Source organism: Burkholderia sp. GbtcB21, assembly GCF_019091065.1.
Classification (GTDB): Bacteria; Pseudomonadota; Gammaproteobacteria; order Burkholderiales; family Burkholderiaceae; genus Burkholderia; species Burkholderia pyrrocinia_C.
In genome coordinates this window covers 1-20,769 of sequence record NZ_JAGXKA010000001.1, presented here as the reverse complement: position 1 = coordinate 20,769, position 20,769 = coordinate 1, and the positions used below count along the sequence as shown (strand labels likewise).

General features: G+C 67.8%; 17 protein-coding genes. 8 read left to right on the top strand and 9 right to left on the bottom strand.

The annotated features are described in order from the left end of the window. Position 1 precedes the first annotated feature (1 nt). The gene (gene pcaG / locus KVT39_RS00085; RefSeq protein ID WP_034179752.1) at positions 2 to 595 is read left to right on the top strand and encodes a protocatechuate 3,4-dioxygenase subunit alpha; all 594 of its coding nucleotides are present in this window, start codon (positions 2 to 4) and stop codon (positions 593 to 595) included. Positions 596 to 1,049: 454 nt separating this feature from the next. On the opposite strand, the gene KVT39_RS00080 is transcribed toward pcaG, so the two are convergent. Then, positions 1,050 to 1,829 (bottom strand): helix-turn-helix domain-containing protein, encoded by a 780-nt coding sequence (locus KVT39_RS00080; RefSeq protein ID WP_034179753.1) that lies wholly within the window; start codon positions 1,827 to 1,829, stop codon positions 1,050 to 1,052. Positions 1,830 to 1,971: 142 nt separating this feature from the next. Here KVT39_RS00080 and KVT39_RS00075 point away from each other — a divergent pair, with 142 nt between their 5' ends. Then, positions 1,972 to 2,751 carry an alpha/beta fold hydrolase gene (locus KVT39_RS00075; protein ID WP_175748531.1) on the top strand — a complete coding sequence of 260 codons (780 nt, stop codon included), beginning with the start codon at positions 1,972 to 1,974 and terminating at the stop codon, positions 2,749 to 2,751. Positions 2,752 to 2,786: 35 nt separating this feature from the next. Here KVT39_RS00075 and KVT39_RS00070 read toward each other — a convergent pair whose 3' ends face one another. The 8 genes from KVT39_RS00070 to KVT39_RS00035 form a co-directional block, all read right to left on the bottom strand. Then, positions 2,787 to 3,614 carry a M55 family metallopeptidase gene (locus tag KVT39_RS00070; protein ID WP_034179755.1) on the bottom strand — a complete coding sequence of 276 codons (828 nt, stop codon included), beginning with the start codon at positions 3,612 to 3,614 and terminating at the stop codon, positions 2,787 to 2,789. Then, positions 3,611 to 4,693 (bottom strand): P1 family peptidase, encoded by a 1,083-nt coding sequence (locus KVT39_RS00065; protein WP_217586787.1) that lies wholly within the window; start codon positions 4,691 to 4,693, stop codon positions 3,611 to 3,613. Before KVT39_RS00065 ends, KVT39_RS00070 begins: the two co-directional genes overlap by 4 nt. Further along, on the bottom strand, positions 4,693 to 5,586 hold the full coding sequence (gsiD, locus tag KVT39_RS00060; protein ID WP_105391251.1) for a glutathione ABC transporter permease GsiD: 894 nt from the start codon (positions 5,584 to 5,586) through the stop codon (positions 4,693 to 4,695). Before gsiD ends, KVT39_RS00065 begins: the two co-directional genes overlap by 1 nt. A gap of 7 nt (positions 5,587 to 5,593) precedes the next feature. After that, on the bottom strand, positions 5,594 to 6,514 hold the full coding sequence (gene gsiC, locus KVT39_RS00055; protein WP_034179758.1) for a glutathione ABC transporter permease GsiC: 921 nt from the start codon (positions 6,512 to 6,514) through the stop codon (positions 5,594 to 5,596). A gap of 67 nt (positions 6,515 to 6,581) precedes the next feature. Next, positions 6,582 to 8,144, bottom strand: coding sequence for a glutathione ABC transporter substrate-binding protein GsiB (gsiB, locus tag KVT39_RS00050; RefSeq protein ID WP_034179759.1), 1,563 nt, complete (start codon positions 8,142 to 8,144; stop codon positions 6,582 to 6,584). A 129-nt stretch (positions 8,145 to 8,273) separates the two neighbouring features. Next, on the bottom strand, positions 8,274 to 10,160 hold the full coding sequence (locus tag KVT39_RS00045; protein ID WP_034179760.1) for a dipeptide ABC transporter ATP-binding protein: 1,887 nt from the start codon (positions 10,158 to 10,160) through the stop codon (positions 8,274 to 8,276). A 25-nt stretch (positions 10,161 to 10,185) separates the two neighbouring features. Next, complete coding sequence (locus KVT39_RS00040) at positions 10,186 to 11,190, bottom strand: isoaspartyl peptidase/L-asparaginase family protein (protein ID WP_217586785.1); 1,005 nt, start codon at positions 11,188 to 11,190, stop codon at positions 10,186 to 10,188. Further along, complete coding sequence (locus KVT39_RS00035) at positions 11,187 to 12,131, bottom strand: MurR/RpiR family transcriptional regulator (RefSeq protein ID WP_034179762.1); 945 nt, start codon at positions 12,129 to 12,131, stop codon at positions 11,187 to 11,189. The genes KVT39_RS00040 and KVT39_RS00035 overlap by 4 nt, the downstream gene beginning before the upstream one ends. A gap of 467 nt (positions 12,132 to 12,598) precedes the next feature. Between KVT39_RS00035 and KVT39_RS00030 the strand changes: the two genes are divergently transcribed. The 6 genes from KVT39_RS00030 to KVT39_RS00005 form a co-directional block, all read left to right on the top strand. Beyond that, positions 12,599 to 13,870, top strand: coding sequence for an MFS transporter (locus KVT39_RS00030; protein ID WP_034179763.1), 1,272 nt, complete (start codon positions 12,599 to 12,601; stop codon positions 13,868 to 13,870). A 27-nt stretch (positions 13,871 to 13,897) separates the two neighbouring features. Then, positions 13,898 to 16,318, top strand: coding sequence for a glycoside hydrolase family 31 protein (locus KVT39_RS00025; RefSeq protein WP_217586777.1), 2,421 nt, complete (start codon positions 13,898 to 13,900; stop codon positions 16,316 to 16,318). A 113-nt stretch (positions 16,319 to 16,431) separates the two neighbouring features. After that, positions 16,432 to 17,619 (top strand): porin, encoded by a 1,188-nt coding sequence (locus KVT39_RS00020; RefSeq protein ID WP_034179765.1) that lies wholly within the window; start codon positions 16,432 to 16,434, stop codon positions 17,617 to 17,619. Between the two features lie 387 nt (positions 17,620 to 18,006). Further along, a complete protein-coding gene (locus KVT39_RS00015) occupies positions 18,007 to 20,028 on the top strand; it encodes a BCCT family transporter (protein WP_034180097.1) in 2,022 nt (673 codons plus the stop codon). A gap of 61 nt (positions 20,029 to 20,089) precedes the next feature. Beyond that, positions 20,090 to 20,401 (top strand): hypothetical protein, encoded by a 312-nt coding sequence (locus tag KVT39_RS00010; protein WP_034179766.1) that lies wholly within the window; start codon positions 20,090 to 20,092, stop codon positions 20,399 to 20,401. A gap of 110 nt (positions 20,402 to 20,511) precedes the next feature. Then, positions 20,512 to 20,769 (top strand): helix-turn-helix domain-containing protein (locus KVT39_RS00005; protein WP_217586768.1); only part of this gene is annotated, 258 nt, incomplete at its 3' end.

Genomic DNA, 20,769 nt, shown 5'->3' with positions numbered 1-20,769 from the left:
CATGACGACGCTGAAGCAAACCCCTTCGCAGACGGTCGGCCCGTACTTCGCGTACGGCCTGTGCCCGCAGCAATACGACTACGACCTGAAAAGCCTGTTCACGCCGACGATCGCCGCGTCGCACGCCGAAGGCGAGCACGTGCTGCTGGTCGGCCAGGTGTTCGACGGCGACGGCAACGTCGTCGGCGACGCGGTGCTCGAATTCACGCAGGTGGACGGCGCGGGCCGCTACCCGACGTCGCGCGACGACATCGCGAAATCCGGCTTCACCGGTTTCGCGCGAGTCGGCACGGGCACCGATGCGCAGCACCGCTTCGTCGTCGAGACGGTGAAGCCGGGCCGCATCGCCGCCGACGAAGCGCCGCACGTCAACGTGACCGTGATGATGCGCGGGATCCTCTCCCATGCATTCACGCGCGTGTACTTCGACGACGAAGCCGCGGCGAACGCAGCCGACCCCGTGCTGAACGCAGTGCCGGCCGAGCGCCGTGCGACGCTCGTCGCGAAACGCGACGCGCAGCCGGGCCGCCCGATCGTCTACCGCTTCGACATCCGCATGCAGGGGCCCGACGAGACAGTGTTCTTCGACGTTTGACGCACGTGCCGGCACAGGCCGGTTCCGGATGCAGACGCACTGCCGCGTGGCGCGATACCGACAGGCATCGCGCCACGCGGCGTTTTTTCTATCCAGTCGCAATCTTTCGATGCTGCGCCGCAGCACGCCGGGACACAGTTGCCGATGTCCGTTGCTCCGGCCTTCTGCCCCCCACATCAAACGCGCGATTGAAACGCATGCTGCGGCAGCACATGAATCGTCGGGCCGACAGGATATCGTTTGCGCGTTATGCGGCGTATTCTTTGGTATCCGCAACGAGCCAGCAGGATTAAATCTAAAAGAGAAATAATCTCGCAAGCAATGCGCGACACCGCCCTGCTGGCCGTGCGCGTTTTTTCCTGACCGAGTGCCTTTAAACGCGTCTGACCGAATCGGGCAGGCGCGTATTTTTTTTGCGGCCGTGACGAACGGGCGTGGCGCCGACTCCTTCCGCCTAGCGCCGAATCTCCAGATACCGGCTTGGCGTGTCGCCCAGAATGCGGCGAAACGCCGACGTGAACGCGCTCGCGCTCGCATACCCGAGATCGAGCGCGACGCGCGTCACCGGCTGCCCGTCGCTCAGGCGGGAAATCGCCGCGAGCATGCACACCTGCTGACGCCATGCGGCGAAACTCACACCCGTCTGCGCGCGGAACTGCCGCGTGAACGTGCGCCGGCTCACGCCCGCGTCGGCGGCCACCCGGTCGAGATCGGCCGCGATCGACGGCGACGCGAACAGGTGCCGGCACACCTTCGCGAGCCGTGCGTCGGCCGGCAGCGGCGCATGCAGCGACAGGCGCGGCATCGTCGCGATTTCCGCGATCAGCAGCGCCATCAGCTTGCCCGCACGGCCGTCTACGTCGTACATGGCCGGCAGGTCGATCGCATCGTCGATCAGCTGCCGCAGCAGCGCGGACACGCCATACACGCCGCACTGCCCGGGCAGGCCGGCCTCCTGCGCGGCGTCGCCGGACACGAACGCGTTGAGCATCGTGACCGGCCCGGTCATCGTCATTTCGTGCCGCACGCCGGCCGGCACCCAGCATGCGCGCTGCGGCGGCACCAGCCAGCGGCCGTGCGGCGTCGACACGCTGATCGTGCCGCGCGACGCGAACGCGAATTGCCCGCGCCCGTGCGCGTGCTCCGGAAACGTCGTGCCCGCCGCATAGTCGTTGGCGGTCACGACCACGCTCCGGGGAATGTGTTCGTAGGGATCTAGCAGCGTATTTCTCACGGCCCGAATTCCATCATCAATGACCCGATATCGAAGGCGGGTCTCCTTCGATCGATCTACGATCCGCTCCACGCTTGCGCGACCTGACGGCCGCAAGACCCGCCGGCCTGATCGGCCGGATTGCAACCTCACCGGAGCGGACATGCCGAATACGTTTCATCGCGTGGGGGACGGCCCCCACCCTGTTCTCGTGCTGCACGGCTGGTTCGGCGACGCCCGCGCGTTCGAACCCGTCGAAGCATGGCTGTCGCGCGAGCACTTCAGCTATGTGTTCATGGACTACCGCGGCTACGGCCGCATGCGCGACGCACGCGGCGACTACACGATCGACGAGATCGCCGCCGATGCCCTCGCGCTCGCCGACGCGCTCGGCTTCCCGGCCTTCAGCCTCGTCGGCCATTCGATGGGCGGCATGGCGATCGAGAAGATCGCCGCCGTCGCACCCGACCGCGTGCGCGCGCTGGTGCCGATCGCGCCCGTGCCGTGCGGCGGCCTGCCGTTCGACGCCGAGCGGCGCGCGCTATTCGAGCGCGCCGCCGACAATCTTGCCGATCGCAGGACCATCGTCGATCGCAGCACAGGCGGCCGGCTACCCGCCGCCTGGGTCGAGTGGAAAGCCGCGTATTCGGCAGCCTGTTCGTCGCCGCACGCGTTCGGCGCGTACTTTCGCGCGTGGGCCGATACGGATTTCAGCGACGGGATCGTGGGCGTCCATCCGGTGAAAGTGCTGATCGGCGAGCACGATCCGGCGTTCGACGCGGCGCTGATGGCGCGCACCTACCTGCGGCGCTATCCGCGCGCCAGCGTCGACGTGCTGCGCAACGCGGGCCACTATCCGATGAACGAGACGCCGCTCGCGCTGGTCGCGGCGATGGAGGCGTTCCTGCTCGCCGCGACGGCACACCCCGCCGCCATCGACTGACCCGCCGCACGCAAGCGGCATCGTTGCGGCGCGCATCACCGCAGCATGAACGACATCGCCGACAGGCTGTTCAGCGTGCGCACCACGTGCTCGACCGACGGCCCGTCGAAGCGCAGCGTCACCGCATCGACGCGCTCGAGCGACGGCAGCACGCAGAACAGGTCGGCCAGCGCGGCCGTCTGCACGCGCAGCGTGCACGCGGCCGGCGCGGGCCGATGAGTGCCGGCGCGCAAGCCCGCCGACAGCGCGTGCGCAACCGTTTCGCGCGCGGCGGTCGCGATGCGCGCACACGACGCGGCAGGCGTGAGCGTGTCGCCGCTCGATGCGCCGCCGGCCGTCTTGAGCGTCTCGAAACGTGCGTCCGGAAACAGCGGCTGCGTTTCCTCGGCGAACACGTCGTCGCCGGTTGCCAGTACGACGTGCGCGCCATATTCGCGCGCCAGCGCGCCGTACAGCCCGGCTTCGCCGAGCTCGACGCCGTTCAGCCATACCTGCGTGAACGCGAAACTGTTGATCGTATGCGCAAGCACGCCGCGCGTCTGCGATTTCGCGTGATAGCCGATCATGAACACGAGGTCCGGCTGCTGTTCGAGGCCCGCCATCATCCCGAGCGTGCGCGGCTTGCCGAGCACGACGCGTGAGCGTGCATCGAGCCCGTCGGGCAGCAGGTTGCGATAGCCGCCATGCGAATCGTTGACCCAGACGGCCTGCGCGCCGCCCGCGAACGCGCCTTCGATCGCCGCGTTCGCCTCGGCGGTCATCCAGCGGCGCGCGCGCTCGTATTCCGGATTGCCGGCGCGCGTCTGCTCGGTGGCGAATACGCCGGCGACGCCCTCGATGTCGGTCGAGATCAGGATCTTCATGACTGGGTAAGACGCCCTTCGTTGTGTTCGTTGAACAGATGATCGAGATCGGGCACAGCATCGCGCAGCGATTGCCGCACGTGGCCGTCGCGCCCTGCGGCCGTCACGGCCTGCAGCAATGCATCGGCGATCGCATGCTCGACGCTTTCGGCCGCGGCCATGAACAGCGGGTCGAGCGCTGCATCGGCCACGAGGGCCGGCAGCGCGATGGTCGACGCGTCGTGCGCGATCGTGTACGCGGTCGAGAATGCGAGCGCGATGTCGCCGCTGCCATGCCCGTAGACGGAGCCCGTGCGGGCCAGCCCCGCGCCCGCGCGGCGTGCGAGCCGCGACAGCTGCCGCGCATCGAGCGGCGCATCGGTGGCAAGCAACAGGATGATCGAGCCCTGCTCGGGCGGCGCCGCGTGCGCGGCAGCGGCCGCATGCCGCTGCGCGACGATGCGCCCGAGCGGCACGCCGCCGAGCGTCAGCATCGGCAGCCGGCCGAAATTCGCGAGCACGAGCGCGCCGACCGTATAGGGCCTGCCGGCCGCGACGGCGACGCGCGACGCCGAACCGATCCCGCCCTTCAGGTCGAAACACGACATCCCGCGCCCGGCGCCCACCGCGCCGCGTGCGACGTCGCGCGACGCGGCGCGGCATGCGTCGTCGTAATGCGCGGCGGTGACCGCGAACGCCTGGATATCGTTCAGATAACCGTCGTTGCACTCGAACACGAGCGGATTGACGGTCGGCCAGTCGCGGCCGACCTGCGGATTCGCGGCGATCGCCGCGCGGATCTGCGCCTGCGCGACCGCGCCGACGCCGAACGTGTTGGTCAACGCGATCGGCGTATCGAGCGTGCCGAGCTCGTCGACCTGCACGAGCCCGACGCTCTTGCCGAAACCGTTGATCACGGCCGCGCCGGCCGGCACCTTGCTGCGGTACACGTCACCCTGATGCGGCTTCACGACGGTCACGCCGGTCTGCACGTTGCCGGCATCGAGCGTGCAATGGCCGACCGTCACGCCCGGCACGTCGGCGATCGTGCCGCGCGGCCCGGCCGGCTGCGTCGCGGCCCACATCGGTGCAGCTGGCATCAGCGGCGCTCCAGCTTCGGATCGAGCGCGTCGCGCAGCCCGTCGCCGAGCAGGTTGAACGCGAGCACGGTCAGGAAGATCGCGAGGCTGGGGAAAATCGCGACGTGCGGCGCCGTCACCATGTCCGCGCGCGCCTCGTTGAGCATCGCGCCCCACTCCGGCGTCGGCGGCTGCGCGCCGAGCCCGAGGAACGACAGGCTCGCGGCCGTGATGATCGACGTGCCGATCCGCATCGTGAAGTAGACGACGACCGACGACACGGTGCCCGGCAGGATGTGCCGCATGATGATCGTCCAGTCCGACGCGCCGATGCTGCGTGCAGCTTCGACGTAGGTCATGTGCTTGAGCATCAGCGTGTTGCCGCGCACGAGCCGCGCGAACGCCGGAATGCTGAAGATTGCGACCGCGCAGATCACGTTGATCATCCCGTTGCCGAGAATCGCGACCACGCCGATCGCGAGCAGGATGCCCGGGAACGCGAACAGCACGTCGGCGATGCGCATCGTGATGCGATCCCACCAGCCTTCGTAGTAGCCGGCGAGCAGCCCGAAGACCGTGCCGATAAACGCGCCTAGCGCGACCGAGAAGAAACCGGCCGCGAGCGAGATGCGCGTGCCGGTGACGATCCGGCTGAAGATGTCGCGGCCGAGCGAATCGACGCCGAACCAGTGCACGGCCGACGGCCCCGCGTTCAGTGCGTCGTAGTCGAAATAGTTCTCCGGATCGAACGGCACGATGTGCGGGCCGACGAATGCCAGCACGACGAGCGCCAGCACGAAGCCGCCCGCGACGAGCGCCACCGTCTGCTTGCGGAACTTGCGCCAGAATTCGCGCCACGGCGTGCGGATCGCGGTCGATGCGGCAGGCGCCGCGGTCTGGACAGTCGCGTTCATACGCGCCTCACTTGAACCGGATGGTCGGGTTGATGACCGCGTACAGCACGTCGACGGTCAGGTTGATCAGAATGAATTCGAGCGAGAACAGCAGCACGATCGCCTGGATCACCGGGTAGTCGCGCATCGTCACCGAATCGACGAGCAGGCGCCCGAGTCCCGGCCAGTTGAACACGGCCTCGACGACGATCGAGCCGCCGAGCAGGAAGCCGAACTGCAGCCCCATCATCGTGACGACCGGGATCATCGCGTTGCGCAGGCAGTGCTTGAGCACGACCATCGGCTCGTGCACGCCCTTCGCGCGCGCGGTGCGCACGAAATCCTCGTTCAGCACCTCGACGAACGACGCGCGCGTGAAGCGTGCCATCACGGCCGCGACTGCGGCGCCGAGCGTCACCGACGGCAGCACGTAGCTCTTCCACGTGCCGTCCGGCACGACCGGCAGCCAGCCGAGCTTCACCGAGAAGATCTCCATCAGCAGCATGCCGAGCGCGAATGCGGGAAACGAGATGCCCGACACCGCGATCGTCATGCCGATGCGGTCGGGCCAGCGATTGCGCCACACCGCCGACGCGATCCCGATCGCCATCCCGAACAGCGTCGCCCACGCCATGCTGACGAGCGTCAGCAGCAGCGTCGGCATGAAGCGCTCGCCGATCTCGGTCGATACCGGCCGCTTGCTGCGCGTCGACACGCCGAAGTCGCCGTGCGCGATCTTCACGAAGAAGTTCGCGAACTGGGTTGGCATCGGCTTGTCGAGCCCGAGATCGGCGCGCACGAGCGCGACCGTCGCGTCGTCGGCTTCGGCGCCGGCCGCGAGCCGCGCGGGATCGCCCGGCAGCAGGTGCACGAACAGGAACACCAGCACCGCGACGATCGCGAGCGTGGGCAGCAGGCCGAACAGGCGTTTGATGATGAAATTCAGCATAGGGCACCGAACCAGTGCGGCGCGCCGGCATCCCGCAGCCGGCGCGCCGTGACGCGCGCGAACGCGCTTATTTCAGCGAGATTTCGTCGAAGTTGAACGAACCGTCCGGCATCACGTACATGCCCTGCAGGCGCTTGCTGCGCGCGTAGACGATCTTCTCCTGCACGAGGAAGATCCACGGTGCGTCGGCCCAGATCTGCTTCTGCGCGGTGGCGTAGTACTCGGCCTTCTTCGCGCGGTCGGTGGTCGCCAGCGCCTTCTCCAGCGCGTCGTCGAAGATGCCGTTCTGGTAGTACGCGGTATTGAACAGCTTCGGCGGCTTCGACGCGGACGCGAGCAGCGGCGTCAGCGCCCAGTTCGCCTCGCCGGTCGACGACGACCAGCCGATGTAGAACATCCGCACCGGTGCGCTCGCCGGGTCCTGCGCGCTCTCGACCTTCGCGACGCGTTCGCCCGATTCGAGCGCCTGCACCTGCACCTTCACGCCGACCTGCGCGAGCTGCTGCTGGACGAACTGGATCACCTTCTGCGACGTCGTGTTGTTGTAGCCGGACCAGAGCGTCGATTCGAAGCCGTTCGGATAGCCTGCCTCCTTCAGCAGCGTGCGCGCCTTCGCCGGGTCGTACGGCCAGGGGCCGGTCTTCGTCGCATACTCGACACCCGGCGGCACGACGCCCGGCGCCGGCGTCGCGAAGCCCGAGAACGCGACCTTCGCGAGCGCATCCTTGTTGATCGCGTAGTTGAGCGCCTGGCGCACCTTCGGATTGTCGAACGGCTTCTGCAGCGTGTTCAGCGAGATGTAGCGCACGACGATCGACGGCCGCTCGATCACGTCGAGCTTGGGATTGGTCTTCAGGTCCGCGACCTGCTCGTACGGAATCCGGAACGCCAGATCCGCCTGGCCGGCCTTCATCAGCGCCGCACGCGTGTTGTTGTCGATCACGGGCTTCCAGTCGATCATGTCGATCTTCGGATAGCCCTTCTTCCAGTAGCCGGCGTATTTCTTCACCTTCATGTCGTCGGTCTGCTTCCACTCGACGAACTCGAACGGCCCGGTGCCGACCGGATGCAGGCCGATCTCGCGGCCCCATTTCTTCAGCGCCGTCGGCGAGATCATCACCGCGGACGGATGCGCGAGCGTGTTGACGAACGCCGAGAACGGCTCGCGCAGCGTGAACCGCACCGTGTAGGGATCGACGACCTCGGTCTTCTCGATCACGCGGAACAGGTTGTAGCGCTTGAGCTTGTTCGCCGGATCGGTCACGCGGTCGAACACCACCTTCACCGCGTCCGCGTTGAAATCGGTGCCGTCCTGGAACTTCACGCCCTGGCGCAGCTTGACGGTATAGACCTTCGCATCCGGCGACGCCGTATAGCTCGTCGCGAGCACGTTGACGAGCTTCATGTCCTTGTCGAAGCCGAACAATCCCTCGTAGAACGACTTCGCGGCAGCCTGCGACACGGTGTCGTTCGAATCGTACGGGTCCATCGTCGTGAACGTCTCGCCGACCGCGATCACCGCGGTTTGCTGCGCGAATGCGGGCAGCGCGGCCGACAGCGCGAACGCGCTGGCGCCCGCGACGATCAGCGCGCGCGGACGGAACATCGGGAACGAATGCGGCTTGTTCATCTTGTTTGGCTCCTGTGGATGATTCGGTAACGCGTGGTGGAAATCGCGGCGTGACTGCCCCCGCTCGGGAAAAAGACGCCGTTGCCTTGCTCGTGCGCAGCTGCGGTCCATATGCAACCTCCCGCGCGTTCAGTACGCGCCGCCGACGCGATGCGTCGCGACGTAATGATCGGGACCGACCGCGACGAGCGGCGCAACCACCGGCTCGTCGCCGACCGCGCGGATCGGGCTCGGAATTTCGTCCGCCGCGAGCTGGCGCGGCGCATGCCGGCGCGCGGGGTCGGCCACGGGCACCGCGCTCATCAGCTTCTTCGTGTACGGATGCTGCGGCGCTTCGAACACCGCTCGGCGCGGGCCGATCTCGACGATCTGGCCGAGATACATCACCGCGACGCGATGGCTGACGCGCTCGACGACGGCCATGTCGTGCGAGATGAACAGGTATGCGACGCCGAGCTCGCGCTGCAGGTCGAGCATCAGGTTGACGATCTGCGCCTGCACCGACACGTCGAGCGCCGACACCGATTCGTCGGCGATCACGACCTTCGGGTTCAGCGCGAGCGCGCGCGCGATCGCGATCCGCTGGCGCTGGCCGCCCGAGAATTCGTGCGGATAACGGCGCGCGGCCTCGGGCGGCAGGCCGACCTTGTCGAGCAGCCAGTCGACGCGCGCCTGCGCTTCGCGGCCGCTCGCGACGCCGTGCACGAGCAGCGGCTCCATGATCGAGAAACCGACCGTGAGGCGCGGATTCAGCGACGCGAACGGATCCTGGAAGATGAACTGGATGTTCCGGCGCAGCGCCTGCAGGTCCGGGCCCTTCAGCGCGCTGATGTCGCGGCCGTCGAATTCGATCGAGCCGCTTTGCGATTCGACGAGGCGCAGCAGCGAACGGCCGGTGGTCGACTTGCCGCAGCCCGACTCTCCGACCAGCGCGAGCGTCTCGCCCGCGCGCAGCTCGAAGCTCACGCGCTCGACCGCATGCACGTACTGCGACACGCGGCCGAACACGCCGCTCTTCACCGGAAAGCGCGTGACGAGATCGCGTACGCGCAGGATCGGCGTCGAAGCCGGGTCGACGGGCGGCTGCACATCGTCGTTCGCCGCAGGCGCGGCGCTGGTGCCGTCCACCTTCAGCAGCGGGAATTTCTCGGGTATGTCGGTGCCCTGCATCGAGCCGAGCCGCGGCACGGCCGCGAGCAGCGCACGCGTGTAGCGATGCGCGGGCGTCGCGAAGATGCGCTCCGATTCGCCCTCCTCGACTTTCTCGCCGCGATACATCACGAGCACGCGGTCGGCCACTTCGGCCACCACGCCCATGTCGTGCGTGATGAAGATCACGCCCATGTTCATCTCGTCCTGCAGCCCGCGAATCAGTTGCAGGATCTGCGCCTGGATCGTCACGTCGAGCGCGGTCGTCGGCTCGTCGGCGATCAGCAGCGCCGGCCGGCACGACAGCGCCATCGCGATCATCACGCGCTGCCGCATCCCGCCCGACAACTGGTGCGGATAACGCACGAACACCCGGCGCGCTTCCGGGATGCGCACGAGATCGAGCAGCCGCAGCGCTTCCGCGCGCGCTTCGGCCGCGCTTTTCGACTGGTGCAGCGCGATCGCCTCGCTGATCTGGTCGCCGACCGTAAACACCGGGTTCAGCGACGTCATCGGCTCCTGGAAGATCATCGCGATGTCCGAGCCGCGGATGCCCCGCATCGTCGCGGCGCTCGCCTGCGCCAGATCCAGCAGCGCACCGCCGCGGCGCCGGAACGCGATCCGGCCGCTCGTGATCGCGCCGCCGCCATGCTCGACGAGCCGCATCAGCGCAAGCGACGTGACCGACTTGCCGGAACCCGATTCGCCGACGATCGCGAGCGTCTCGCCGCGATCGACGTGAAACGACACGTTGCGCACCGCGTCGAACGTCGCGCCTTCGCGGCGGAACGTGACCGACAGGTCGTCCACGGCGACGACGCGCTGCTCGGGCAGCGCCAGGCCGGACGGGTTACGGCTCGAAGTCATGCGTATCTCCTCGTGCGATCCGGAATCAGGCTGCGTCGTCGCGATAGATGCCGACGACAGGCGCTTCGCCCACACGCGCGTAGCCGCGGTACATCCCTTCGGTGTTGAACGGCATCGCGACGTTGCCGTGCGCGTCGACCGCGATGATCCCGCCGCGGCCCGCCAGGCGCGGCAGCTTGTTCATCACGACGTCGTGCGCGGCGTCGGCCAGCGACGCGCCGCGATACGCGATCTGCGCGGCAACGTCGTGCGCGGTCGCGAGCCGGATGAACGTCTCGCCGGTGCCCGTCGACGACACTGCGCAGGTTGCATCGTCCGCATAGCAGCCCGCGCCGATGATCGGCGAATCGCCGACACGCCCCGGCTGCTTGTTCGTGATGCCGCCCGTCGACGTCGCCGCCGCGATGTGGCCGTGCAGGTCGCACGCAACCGCGCCGACCGTGCCGTGCTTGCGGTCCGGATCGAGCGGTTCGGCCGGCTGCGGCTGCGGCTGCGATTGCGATTTGCCGAACGCGAACGTCGCCGCGTCGTGATCGAGCATCATGCCGGCCGCCGCGCGCGCCTTGAGCCACTGCGCGTGACGCGCTTCGGTGTCGAAATAGCCGGGTTCCGCGAGTTCGAGCCCCTGCGCGGCCGCGAACGCATCGGCGCCCGCGCCGGCGAACAGCACGTGTTCGCTCGCCTCCATCACGCGCCGCGCGGCCAGCACGGGATTGCGCACGCGCGTCGCGCAGCAGATCGCGCCGGCGCCGAGCGTCGCGCCGTCCATGACCGCCGCGTCGAGCTCGTGCTTGCCTTCGGCCGTATACACGGCGCCGCGTCCGGCGTTGAACAGCGGGCAGTCCTCGAGCATCCGCACCGCGACGGTGACGGCGTCGAGCGCGCTGCCGCCGTCGGCCAGCACCTGCTGCGCGGCCTGCAGGATCGCGGTCAGTTCGGCACGGTACCGGCGTTCGGTTTCGGTATCCATCGCATCGCGCAGGATCGTGCCTGCGCCACCGTGAATCGCGACGATCGCGGGAGAAGTCATGATTTTTTCGGACGGGGGGAAGAAGGGTTGGCGGCCGACAGCGCCGCTTGCGGCTGCACGAGCCACGGCAGCAGGAATTCGGTCATCTCGGCGGCGGACTTCGCGGACCGGTGCGTGCGCAGCGCGACCGCGTCGATCAGCGCCTCGATCATCGTGAGCACCGCCGCTTCCGACGTGGCCGCGAAGCGCCGTTCGGCCTTGACGTACAGGTTCAGCGACGCGATCGGCGCAAGCGGCGATTGCGGGCCGTCGGAGATGCCGAGCACGCGCGCGCCGCGCGCCGCCGCGCGGCGGGCCAGCTCGATCGTGTCCTTCACGTAGCGCGGAAACGCGAGCGCGATCACGAGATCGCGCGAGTCGGCCGTATACAGGCGCCGCGCCGCGTGCGACGGGCCGCCGAGCAGCGCGAGCGACTGCACGCTGTCGTGACACACGGACAGCCCGTGCTCCATCAGCCCGGCGAGAAACGCGCTCGACCCCGCGCCGAGGATCAGCACGCGCCGCGCGCCGACGATCGCCTCGACCGCAGCCTCGACATCGGCCGCGTCCAGTTGCGCGCGCGTGTTCTCGATGTTCGCGACGGCCTGGTCGAACACCGCGTCGATCCATGCCGCGCCGCGCACGCCGGACTCCTGCTCCTGCGCCGAGCGCAACCGCTCGACCGGCCCGAGCGTCGCTTCGAAGCCGCGCACGAGTGCCGCGCGCATCGCCGGATAGCCGTCGAAGCCGAGCGCCTTCGCGAAGCGGTTCGCGGTCGCGATCGACGCATTCACGGCCTGTGCGAGTTCGTCGATCCGCATCGTCGCCGCGCGAAACGGATTCGCGAGCACGAATTCGCCCATGCGCCGGTGGATCGGCGTCATCAACGGCATCGCCGACGCGATCCGCTCGGCGATCGCGGGTTCGTCGTGACTGGCGTCGTGCGAAACGAGAGGCGTCATGCGAATGGTTGTTGCAAGGAAGATGAAAATCAATTTACACAATCCGCAACCGAGAAAAAAATAAATTTTCATCAGGGTTGTCACGTCCCGTCCTGCGCCCACGGATCGCCAGGCCATCGCACAGCCCCGCCGCACGGGCTTTGGCACGCAACCGCCATGCGCTTCCGCCCACGCCGTTCCCCCTCTCCTCGGGAAAACCCCGATCAAGTTCATTCGAATGCAAATTCACGTTGACCGGATTCGCATTCGAACATAGGATGTTCGAAAATGATCAGTCGTCAGATAACATCCGTATCTGGCGACGACTAAATGTTCACTCGAACAGCGTCATTTCGATGAAAACCGGCAAAATCGGCGCCCATCAAGATCGGACATCGTACAAATAAGCTGAAAAAGCCTCCCTGACCGGACGGCTTGCATGGATCAGGCAGGTGCCGCATGCCCGCCCTGCCCAACAGGAGACAGCAGTGAAAACAGTCAAGGCGTTGCGCTGGTGGATCATCGTGCTCGTGTGTCTCGGCACGATCCTCAACTACCTCGCACGAAACTCCCTCGCGGTGCTCGCCCCCGAGCTGAAGCAGATATTCGCGATCTCGACGCAGCAGTATTCGTACATCGTCGGCGCGTTCCAGATCGGCTACACGATCATGCAGCCCGTGTGCGGGTTCATCGTCGACCTGATCGGGCTGCGGCTCGGGTTCGCGCTGTTCGCGATGCTGTGGTCGGTGGTCGGCGTCGCGCACGGCTTCGCGTCGGGCTGGCTGTCGCTCGGCATCCTGCGCGGCTTGCTCGGGCTGTTCGAAGCCGCCGCGATTCCGTCGGGGATGAAGGCCGTCGCCGAATGGTTTCCCGATCGCGAGAAATCCGTCGCGGTCGGCTACTTCAACGCGGGCACGTCGCTCGGCGCAGCAATCGCGCCACCGCTCGTCGTGTTCATCTCGATGCGGTTCGGCTGGCAGTCGGCGTTCATGGTCACCGGCGCGCTCGGCTTCGTGTGGGCCGCGCTCTGGTACACGCAGTACCGGTCGCCGGCCGATCATCCGCGCATCACGTCGCAGGAGCGCGCGCTGATCCGCGACGGCCAGGCCACGATGCCGCCGGTGTCGAAGCGCCGCATCCGCGACGTCGTCACCGCGCGGCGCTTCTGGGCCATCGCGCTGCCGCGCTTCTTCGCCGAACCCGCGTGGCAGACCTTCAGCTTCTGGATTCCGCTGTACCTCGCGACCGAGCGCCACATGCCGCTCACGCAGATCGCGATCTTCGCGTGGATGCCGTTTCTCGCGGCCGACGCCGGCGGCATCGCGGGCGGCTATCTGTCGCCGTATCTCGCCAACCGCTTCAAGCTGCCGCTCGTGTGGTCGCGCGTCGCCGGCGTCGCGCTCGGCGCGGTGCTGATGCTCGGGCCCGCGATGATCGGCCTCGTATCGTCGCCGTACACGGCCATCGCGCTGTTCTGCGTCGGCGGCTTCGCGCACCAGATGATCTCCGCGCTCGTCAACACGCTGTCGGCCGACGTGTTCGATTCCGAGGAAGTCGGCACCGCGAGCGGCTTCGCCGGGATGGCCGCGTGGATCGGCGGGCTCGGCTTCTCGCTGCTGGTCGGCGCGCTCGCCGACAAGATCGGCTATGCGCCGCTGTTCGCGTGCCTCGGCCTGTTCGACCTCATCGGCGTTACGCTGCTCGCGGTGTTGATCCGCGGGCAGTCGAAGCAGGAACGCCTGCTCGCACGGCACGCCTGACATTCGCTCTCACCAGGAATCGCATTCATGACTTCGCTTCTTCATCCGCCCGTGTTCCGTATCGCCGCCCGGCACGCGAACCGCCTGCTGCTCGCGTCCGACGCGGGCGCGACCCTCGAGATCTTCGTGCTCGAGGACGACATCGTGCGCGTGCGCGTGCTGCCCGATGCGACGGCACGCAACCCGCGCACGTGGTCGATCGCGCCGGGCCTCGACGACGTGCCGCTCGACGGGCGCGACCGTCTCGACCTGGACGGCTTCGCGCTACCTTCCTACAGCGTTGCCGAAGACGACGACGGCCTGCGCATCGAAACCGCGCAGATCCGGCTCGCGGTGCGCTGGCAAGGCGGCCATTGCACGTGGTCGATGCGCGGCGCGGACGGCGCATGGCGCGTCGCGCTCGCCGATCGCGCGACGCAGGCGTACAACTTCGGCTGGTGGGACGAGCGCGCGTATCACTACGTCGCCCGCGAGCGCGGCGACAAGGTGTTCGGCCTCGGCGAACGTGCGGGCGACCTCGACCGCACGGGCGCGCGCTTCGAGATGCGCAACATCGACGCGATGGGCTACAGCGCGAAGCACACCGACCCGCTGTACAAGCACATCCCGTTCTACATCACGTGGTCACCCGCTGCGTGCCAGGGCTTCGGCCTCTTCTACGACACGCTGTCGGATTGCTCGTTCGACATGGGCCGCGAGCTCGACAACTATCACGGCCCGTACCGCTATTTCGTCGCCGAGCACGGCGATCTCGACTACTACTTCATCGCATCGCCCGATACGCCGCTCGCGGCCGCGCGGCGCTTCACGTGGCTCACCGGGCGCCCCGCGCGCACGCCGAAATGGGGCCTCGGCTATTCGGGCTCGACGATGAGCTATACCGATGCGCCGGACGCGCAGCAGCAGATGAACCAGTTCGTCGAGCAGTGCGACGCGCACGACATCCTGTGCGACTCGTTCCACCTGTCGTCGGGCTATACGTCGATCGGCGCGAAGCGCTACGTGTTCAACTGGAACCGCGACAAGTTTCCCGACGCGAAGGGTTTCGTGAAGCACTACCGCGACCACGGCATCCGCCTGTGCGCGAACATCAAGCCGTGCCTGCTGCGCGACCATCCCGCATTCGACGAGGCCGCAAAACGCGGGCTGCTGATCCGCTCCGCGTCCGGCGAGCCTGCGTGGGTGCAGTTCTGGGACGAGGTCGGCGCGTATCTCGACTTCACGCAGCCGGACGCGTACCGCTGGTGGCGCGAGCAGGTCACGTCGGCGCTGCTCGAATACGGGATCGAGTCGACCTGGAACGACAACAACGAATACGAGATCTGGTCACCGGATGCGATCGCGCACGGCTTTGGCCAGCCGTTCCCCGCGCGCGAGGCTAAGGTGCTGCAGACGATGCTGATGATGCGCGCATCGCGCGACGCGCAGCGCGCGCATGCGCCGACGCAGCGGCCGTTCCTGGTGTCGCGCTCCGGCGGCGCCGGCATGCAGCGCTACGTGCAGACCTGGTCCGGCGACAACTACACATCGTGGGAAACGCTGCGCTACAACCTGAAGATGGGCCTCGGGCTCGCGCTGTCGGGCGTGTCGAACATCGGTCACGACATCGGCGGCTTCTCCGGGCCCGCGCCGTCGCCCGAACTCCTGCTGCGCTGGGTGCAGTTCGGCATCTTCATGCCGCGCTTCAGCATCCATTCGTGGAACGACGACGGCACCGTCAACGAACCATGGATGTATCCGGAGATCGCCGCGCAGGTCGCATCGCTGATCAAGCAGCGCTACCGGCTGCTGCCGTACCTCTATCACCTGCTGTGGCTGTCGACGACGCGCTATGAGCCCGTGCTGCGGCCGACCTTCGCCGATTTCCCCGCCGATGCGCGCTGCTACGACGAGTGCGACGACATGATGCTCGGCGACGCGCTGCTGGTCGCGCCGGTCGTCGATCCCGGCCGCACGGAGCGCACGGTCTACCTGCCGTCGGGCGCGCGCTGGACGTGCTGCGCGAGCGCGCAGTCGTTCGACGGCGGCGCAAGCGTCACGCTGCCCGCACCGCTCGATACGCCGGTGATGCTGCTGCGTGAAGGCCGCGTGCTGCCGCTGAACGTCGCGGACCAGCATTTCGGCGCGCGCGGCGACACGCGCGGCTTCCTCGTCGCGCCGCGCATCGAGGACGGCGTCGCGTACGGCGAATGCGTCGAGGACGACGGCGAGACGGAAGCGTGGCGCGACGGCGAATACGGACTGTGGCGGATCGAGGCCGGCCGCGAGGCGTCGGGCGCGCTCGGCGTGTCGGTCCGCTGGGACGGCCGACCGGCCCGCCCGGCCGACCGCGTCGAGATCCTGCTGCCTGCATCGCTGCAGGGCCCGCTCGCCGTCCGCGGCGCGCGCGTCGTGCAGGATGTACAGGACGGCGCCTGGCGCCGCATCGTCGTCGCGTTCGATCACTGACCGCGCACGCCGCACCGATCGGGCGGGTCGTTCGCGCGGCCCGCCCCCCGCCACAGAGGAGGCACTTCAGCCTCCCGCCCCGTTGAACTGATGAAGAGATCTGGAGATCGACAATGAAAGCACCCGCCAATCGCTATGCAATCCTGATTTTATCGGCCGCATCGCTCGGCACGACCGCTGCCCGCGCGCAGAGCAGCGTGACGCTGTACGGCGTCGTCGACGATTCGATCGCGTACGTGAACAACCAGCAGGGCCATTCGAACATCTACATGCGCGACGGCAACCTGTATGCGTCGAAGTTCGGGCTGCGCGGCGACGAGGATCTCGGCGGCGGCACGCACGCGATCTTCGACCTGCAGTCCGGCTTCAACCTGAACAACGGCGCGCAGGCCGCCGCCGGCACGATATTCAATCGTCAGGCGTTCGTCGGCCTGCGCAACGCTCGCTACGGCACGCTGACGGCCGGCCGCCAGTACACGCCCTACTTCCTGTTCGTCGGCCCGTACGCGTCGAGCAGCTGGCTGACCGGCGCGACGGGTGCGCATCCGGGCGACATCGACGGCCTCGACACGACGATCCGCGTGAACAATTCGGTTACCTATACGTCGCCGACCTTCGCCGGGCTGAGCGCGAGCGCGATGTACGCATTCGGCGGCATTGCCGGCGCGACCGGCAAGGGCAACACGTTCAGCGCCGCGCTGCGCTATGCGAACGGGCCGGTCGGGATCGCGGCCGGCTACCTGCGCATCAACAGCTCGGGCTCGTCGGCAGGCTTCCTGAATCCGGCCACCGCGTCGTCGGGCAGCTTCGCGGTGTCCGTGCTGAACCAGGGCTACCTGACCGCGAAGGCCGTCGAGCAGGTCGCGGCGGCCGGCAACTACACGCTCGGCGACCTGACGATGGGCATCAACTATTCGAACGTGAAGTACCTGCCCGGCAACGGCTCCGCGTTCACCGACACGGCCGTGTTCAACACCTACGGTGCGCTTGCCGCGTACCGCTTCACGCCGGCGTTCTCGGTGGCCGGCGCATTCGCATACACGTTGGCATCGAAGGCGAACGGCGTCGCGAGCGCGGCCCGCTACCAGCAGTATTCGCTGAAGGAGTCGTACAGCCTGTCGAAGCGCACGACGCTCTATGCGCTGCAGGCGTACACGCATTCGAGCGGGCAGACGCTCGGCGCGCAAGGTGCCGGCCACATCATCGATGCGGCGCCGATCGTCGGCGATTCGCAGCAGCTCACGCCGTCGACGACGCACGGCCAGTTCGTCGGCATGGCCGGGATCGCCGTCACTTTCTGAGCGCCCCCAGACCTGTCGCTTCGCGCCAGGCCCCCCGAGGGGAGTCAAGAAAACTTGGGGCGGCCCGGCGTTTTCTTGAGAACCCGCACCGCAGCGCCTTCAGTGCGCTGCCCGCACCCCGGACGATGCGCACTGCACGCGCCATCCGGGCGCCCGAGGCCCGGCGTCCACCGGGCTTTCCACGTCCCGTCCGCCCGCCACGCAAACCGCGCGGGTGTTCTCGATCGCCGCAATACCTTACAATCCGTCAGGTTTTTCCCTTCTGCATGCTCCTTCTTGCAGTCCTGACACCGCGGTACACTCGACGCACGCCGTAGCAGGGTCCGCCGCGCAATGTGCGCGCCGGACGGCGTCGCGCCTCGTTGCGCCCACAACTGGATGCCCGACATGCCAGATTCCCGTCCCTCCCCGCGCACGACATTCAAGCCGCAGGTCGTCCTGCCCGCGCTCGCGGTCATCGGTGCACTGCTGGCCGTCTGTGCGCTGCTCCCGAGCGAAGCCGGCACGCTGTTCTCCGCCGGCCAGCAATGGGTCGTCATGCGCTTCGACTGGTTCTACGTCCTGGCCGTCACCACGTTCCTCGTGTTTCTCGTGCTGATCGCCGCGAGCGATTTCGGCAACATCCGGCTCGGCCCCGACGACGCCGAACCCGAGTTCAGCTTCGTATCGTGGACGGCCATGCTGTTCGCGGCCGGCATGGGCATCGGCCTCATGTACTTCGGCGTCGGCGAGCCGATGCAGCACTTCCTGAAGCCGCCGACCGTCGACCCCGGCACGCCTGCCGCCGCACGCGAGGCGATGCTGATGACCTTCTTCCACTGGGGCTTCCATGCGTGGGCGATCTACGGGCTGATGGGGCTCGTGCTCGCGTACTTCGGCTTTCGCTACAACCTGCCGCTGACGCTGCGCTCGGGGCTGTATCCGGTGCTGCGCGAGCGCATCAACGGCTGGATCGGCCACACGGTCGACGCGTTCGCGCTGGTCGGCACCGTCGCCGGCATCGCGACCACGCTCGGCTATGGCGTGATGCAGATGAGCGCGGGCCTGCATACGGTCGTCGGCTGGGAGACCGGCAGCAATCTGTTTCGCATCGGGCTCGTCGCGATCGTGGTGCTGCTCGCGGGCCTGTCGGCCGCCAGCGGCCTCGACAAGGGCGTGCGCCGGCTGTCCGAGCTGAACCTGCTGCTCGCGTTCCTGCTGCTCGCGTTCGTGGTCGTCGCGGGCCCGACGGCCTTCCTGTTCCGCGCGCTCGGCGACAACATCGGCCAGTACCTGTCGAATCTCGTCGACCTGTCGTTTCGCACCTATGCGTATGCGTCGCCGCGCGAGGAAGGCTGGTTCGGCGGCTGGACGATCCTCTACTGGGCGTGGTGGATCTCGTGGTCGCCGTTCGTCGGCATGTTCATCGCGCGCATCTCGCGCGGCCGCACGATCCGCCAGTTCGTGATCGGCGTGCTGCTCGTGCCGACCGCGTTCAACCTCGTGTGGATGACCGTGTTCGGCAACAGCGCGATCTGGCTCGACACGCACGGCGCGGCCGGCGCGCTCGCGCAAACGGCCACCAACGTCGATGCGCTGCTGTTCCGCTTCTTCGATTTCCTGCCGTTGTCGCAACTGCTGTCGATCGCCGCGATCGTGCTGATCGCGGTGTTCTTCGTCACGTCCGCGGATTCGGGCGCGTTCGTGATCGACCAGATCGCGACGCGCGGCAACGCGCATTCGCCCGTCTGGCAACGGCTGTTCTGGGCCGTGCTGCTCGGCGTGACGGCCGCGGTGCTGCTGGTCGCCGGCGGGCTCGGCGCATTGCAGGCGATGACGCTGATCGCCGCGCTGCCGGTCGCCATCATCATGCTCGCGCTCTGCTACGGGCTGTGGCGCGGGCTCGCGGCCGACCGCGCGCACTATTCGCAGGAGATCGCGCCTGCGGCGAGTTTCTGGACCGGCCAGCACTGGCGCCACCGCCTGACGCACATCCTGCGGCAGACGACCGAGGCCGAGGCGCGCCAGTTCGTCGCCGAGACGGTCGAGCCCGCGCTGCGCAAGGTCGCCGACGAACTCCGCGCGAGCGGCGTCGATGCGCACGTGCAGCGCGACAGCGACGACGCCGTGCGGCTCACCGTGCCGACCGCCGAGCACCGCGATTTCGTGTACGGCGTGCGCGTGACGGTGAAATCCGCGGCCGCGTTCCTGGTACGCGAGGCAGCCGAGCCGGAAGCAGCGCGCGCGCACGTGTATGGGATCGTCACGTTCTTCGAGGACGGGCGGCTCGGCTACGACGTCGAATACCTGCGCGGCGACGAAGTGATCGCCGACGTGCTGCGCCAGTACGAACGCTACGTGTCGCTCGCGGCCGACAAGCGCACGCATCTGCTGAGCCGCGCACCGGGGCACGCGACGGAGGCCGAATGAGCGCGCACGCCGCCGCCCTTGCTGCGCCGCGCCGGTCCGCCACGTCCGACCGAGCCGCACGATGAACGGGCTTCTGCAAAGCCGCGCCGCCGACCTCGTCGCGCTCGGCACGCTCGCCGTGCTTTATCTCGGCGGAACCGGCATCGCGCTGTGGCGGATCCGGGCCGCGGCGCCGCGCGGCAAGGCCTACTGGATCGTCTGCATGGCGCTGCTGGCCGGCGGCGCCATCGCGATGGGCGGCAACCTGTCGCCCGTGCCGAACAGCGGTGAAATGCCGCCGGGTTTCGCGCTCGGCGTCGAAGCCGTCCTGCTCGGCCTCGTGCTGGTTGCCGGAGGTTGCGCGTGGCTGATGCTGCGCGCGAGGAAACGCTGACGCGTACATGTCGCGCGGCGCTGTTGCGTCGTGCGCGAACAGCAATGCGCAGGCCGGCTGAATTGACCCCCAAGAGTTGGACATCACTCCAACCCTTGGGGGGTTTTTTCATGACGAAGTATGACCCGTCGTTCAAGCAACAATTGGTCAAGGCGTATCTGAGCGGCGAAGGCAGTTGCGAGTCGCTCGGCCGGAAGTACGGAGTTGGGTATTCAACACTGCGGCGTTGGGTGAGCGCTTTCCGGGTACATGGCAAAGCAGGGCTGCGCAAGAAGCACGAGACGTACAGCGCTGACTTCAAGATGTCGGTGCTGCAACACATGTGGCGCCATGAGCTGTCATACCAGCGCACATGCGCGGTATTCGAT

Coding starts and splice junctions, on each gene's coding strand:
- KVT39_RS00065 (WP_217586787.1), bottom strand. CDS start 4,693: ATGCCAGCTGCACCGATGTGGGCCGCGACGCAGCCGGCCGGGCCGCGC.
- KVT39_RS00025 (WP_217586777.1), top strand. CDS start 13,898: ATGACTTCGCTTCTTCATCCGCCCGTGTTCCGTATCGCCGCCCGGCAC.
- KVT39_RS00045 (WP_034179760.1), bottom strand. CDS start 10,160: ATGACTTCGAGCCGTAACCCGTCCGGCCTGGCGCTGCCCGAGCAGCGC.
- gsiB (WP_034179759.1), bottom strand. CDS start 8,144: ATGAACAAGCCGCATTCGTTCCCGATGTTCCGTCCGCGCGCGCTGATC.
- gsiD (WP_105391251.1), bottom strand. CDS start 5,586: ATGAACGCGACTGTCCAGACCGCGGCGCCTGCCGCATCGACCGCGATC.
- KVT39_RS00075 (WP_175748531.1), top strand. CDS start 1,972: ATGCCGAATACGTTTCATCGCGTGGGGGACGGCCCCCACCCTGTTCTC.
- KVT39_RS00020 (WP_034179765.1), top strand. CDS start 16,432: ATGAAAGCACCCGCCAATCGCTATGCAATCCTGATTTTATCGGCCGCA.
- gsiC (WP_034179758.1), bottom strand. CDS start 6,514: ATGCTGAATTTCATCATCAAACGCCTGTTCGGCCTGCTGCCCACGCTC.
- KVT39_RS00015 (WP_034180097.1), top strand. CDS start 18,007: ATGCCAGATTCCCGTCCCTCCCCGCGCACGACATTCAAGCCGCAGGTC.
- pcaG (WP_034179752.1), top strand. CDS start 2: ATGACGACGCTGAAGCAAACCCCTTCGCAGACGGTCGGCCCGTACTTC.
- KVT39_RS00010 (WP_034179766.1), top strand. CDS start 20,090: ATGAACGGGCTTCTGCAAAGCCGCGCCGCCGACCTCGTCGCGCTCGGC.
- KVT39_RS00070 (WP_034179755.1), bottom strand. CDS start 3,614: ATGAAGATCCTGATCTCGACCGACATCGAGGGCGTCGCCGGCGTATTC.
- KVT39_RS00040 (WP_217586785.1), bottom strand. CDS start 11,190: ATGACTTCTCCCGCGATCGTCGCGATTCACGGTGGCGCAGGCACGATC.
- KVT39_RS00035 (WP_034179762.1), bottom strand. CDS start 12,131: ATGACGCCTCTCGTTTCGCACGACGCCAGTCACGACGAACCCGCGATC.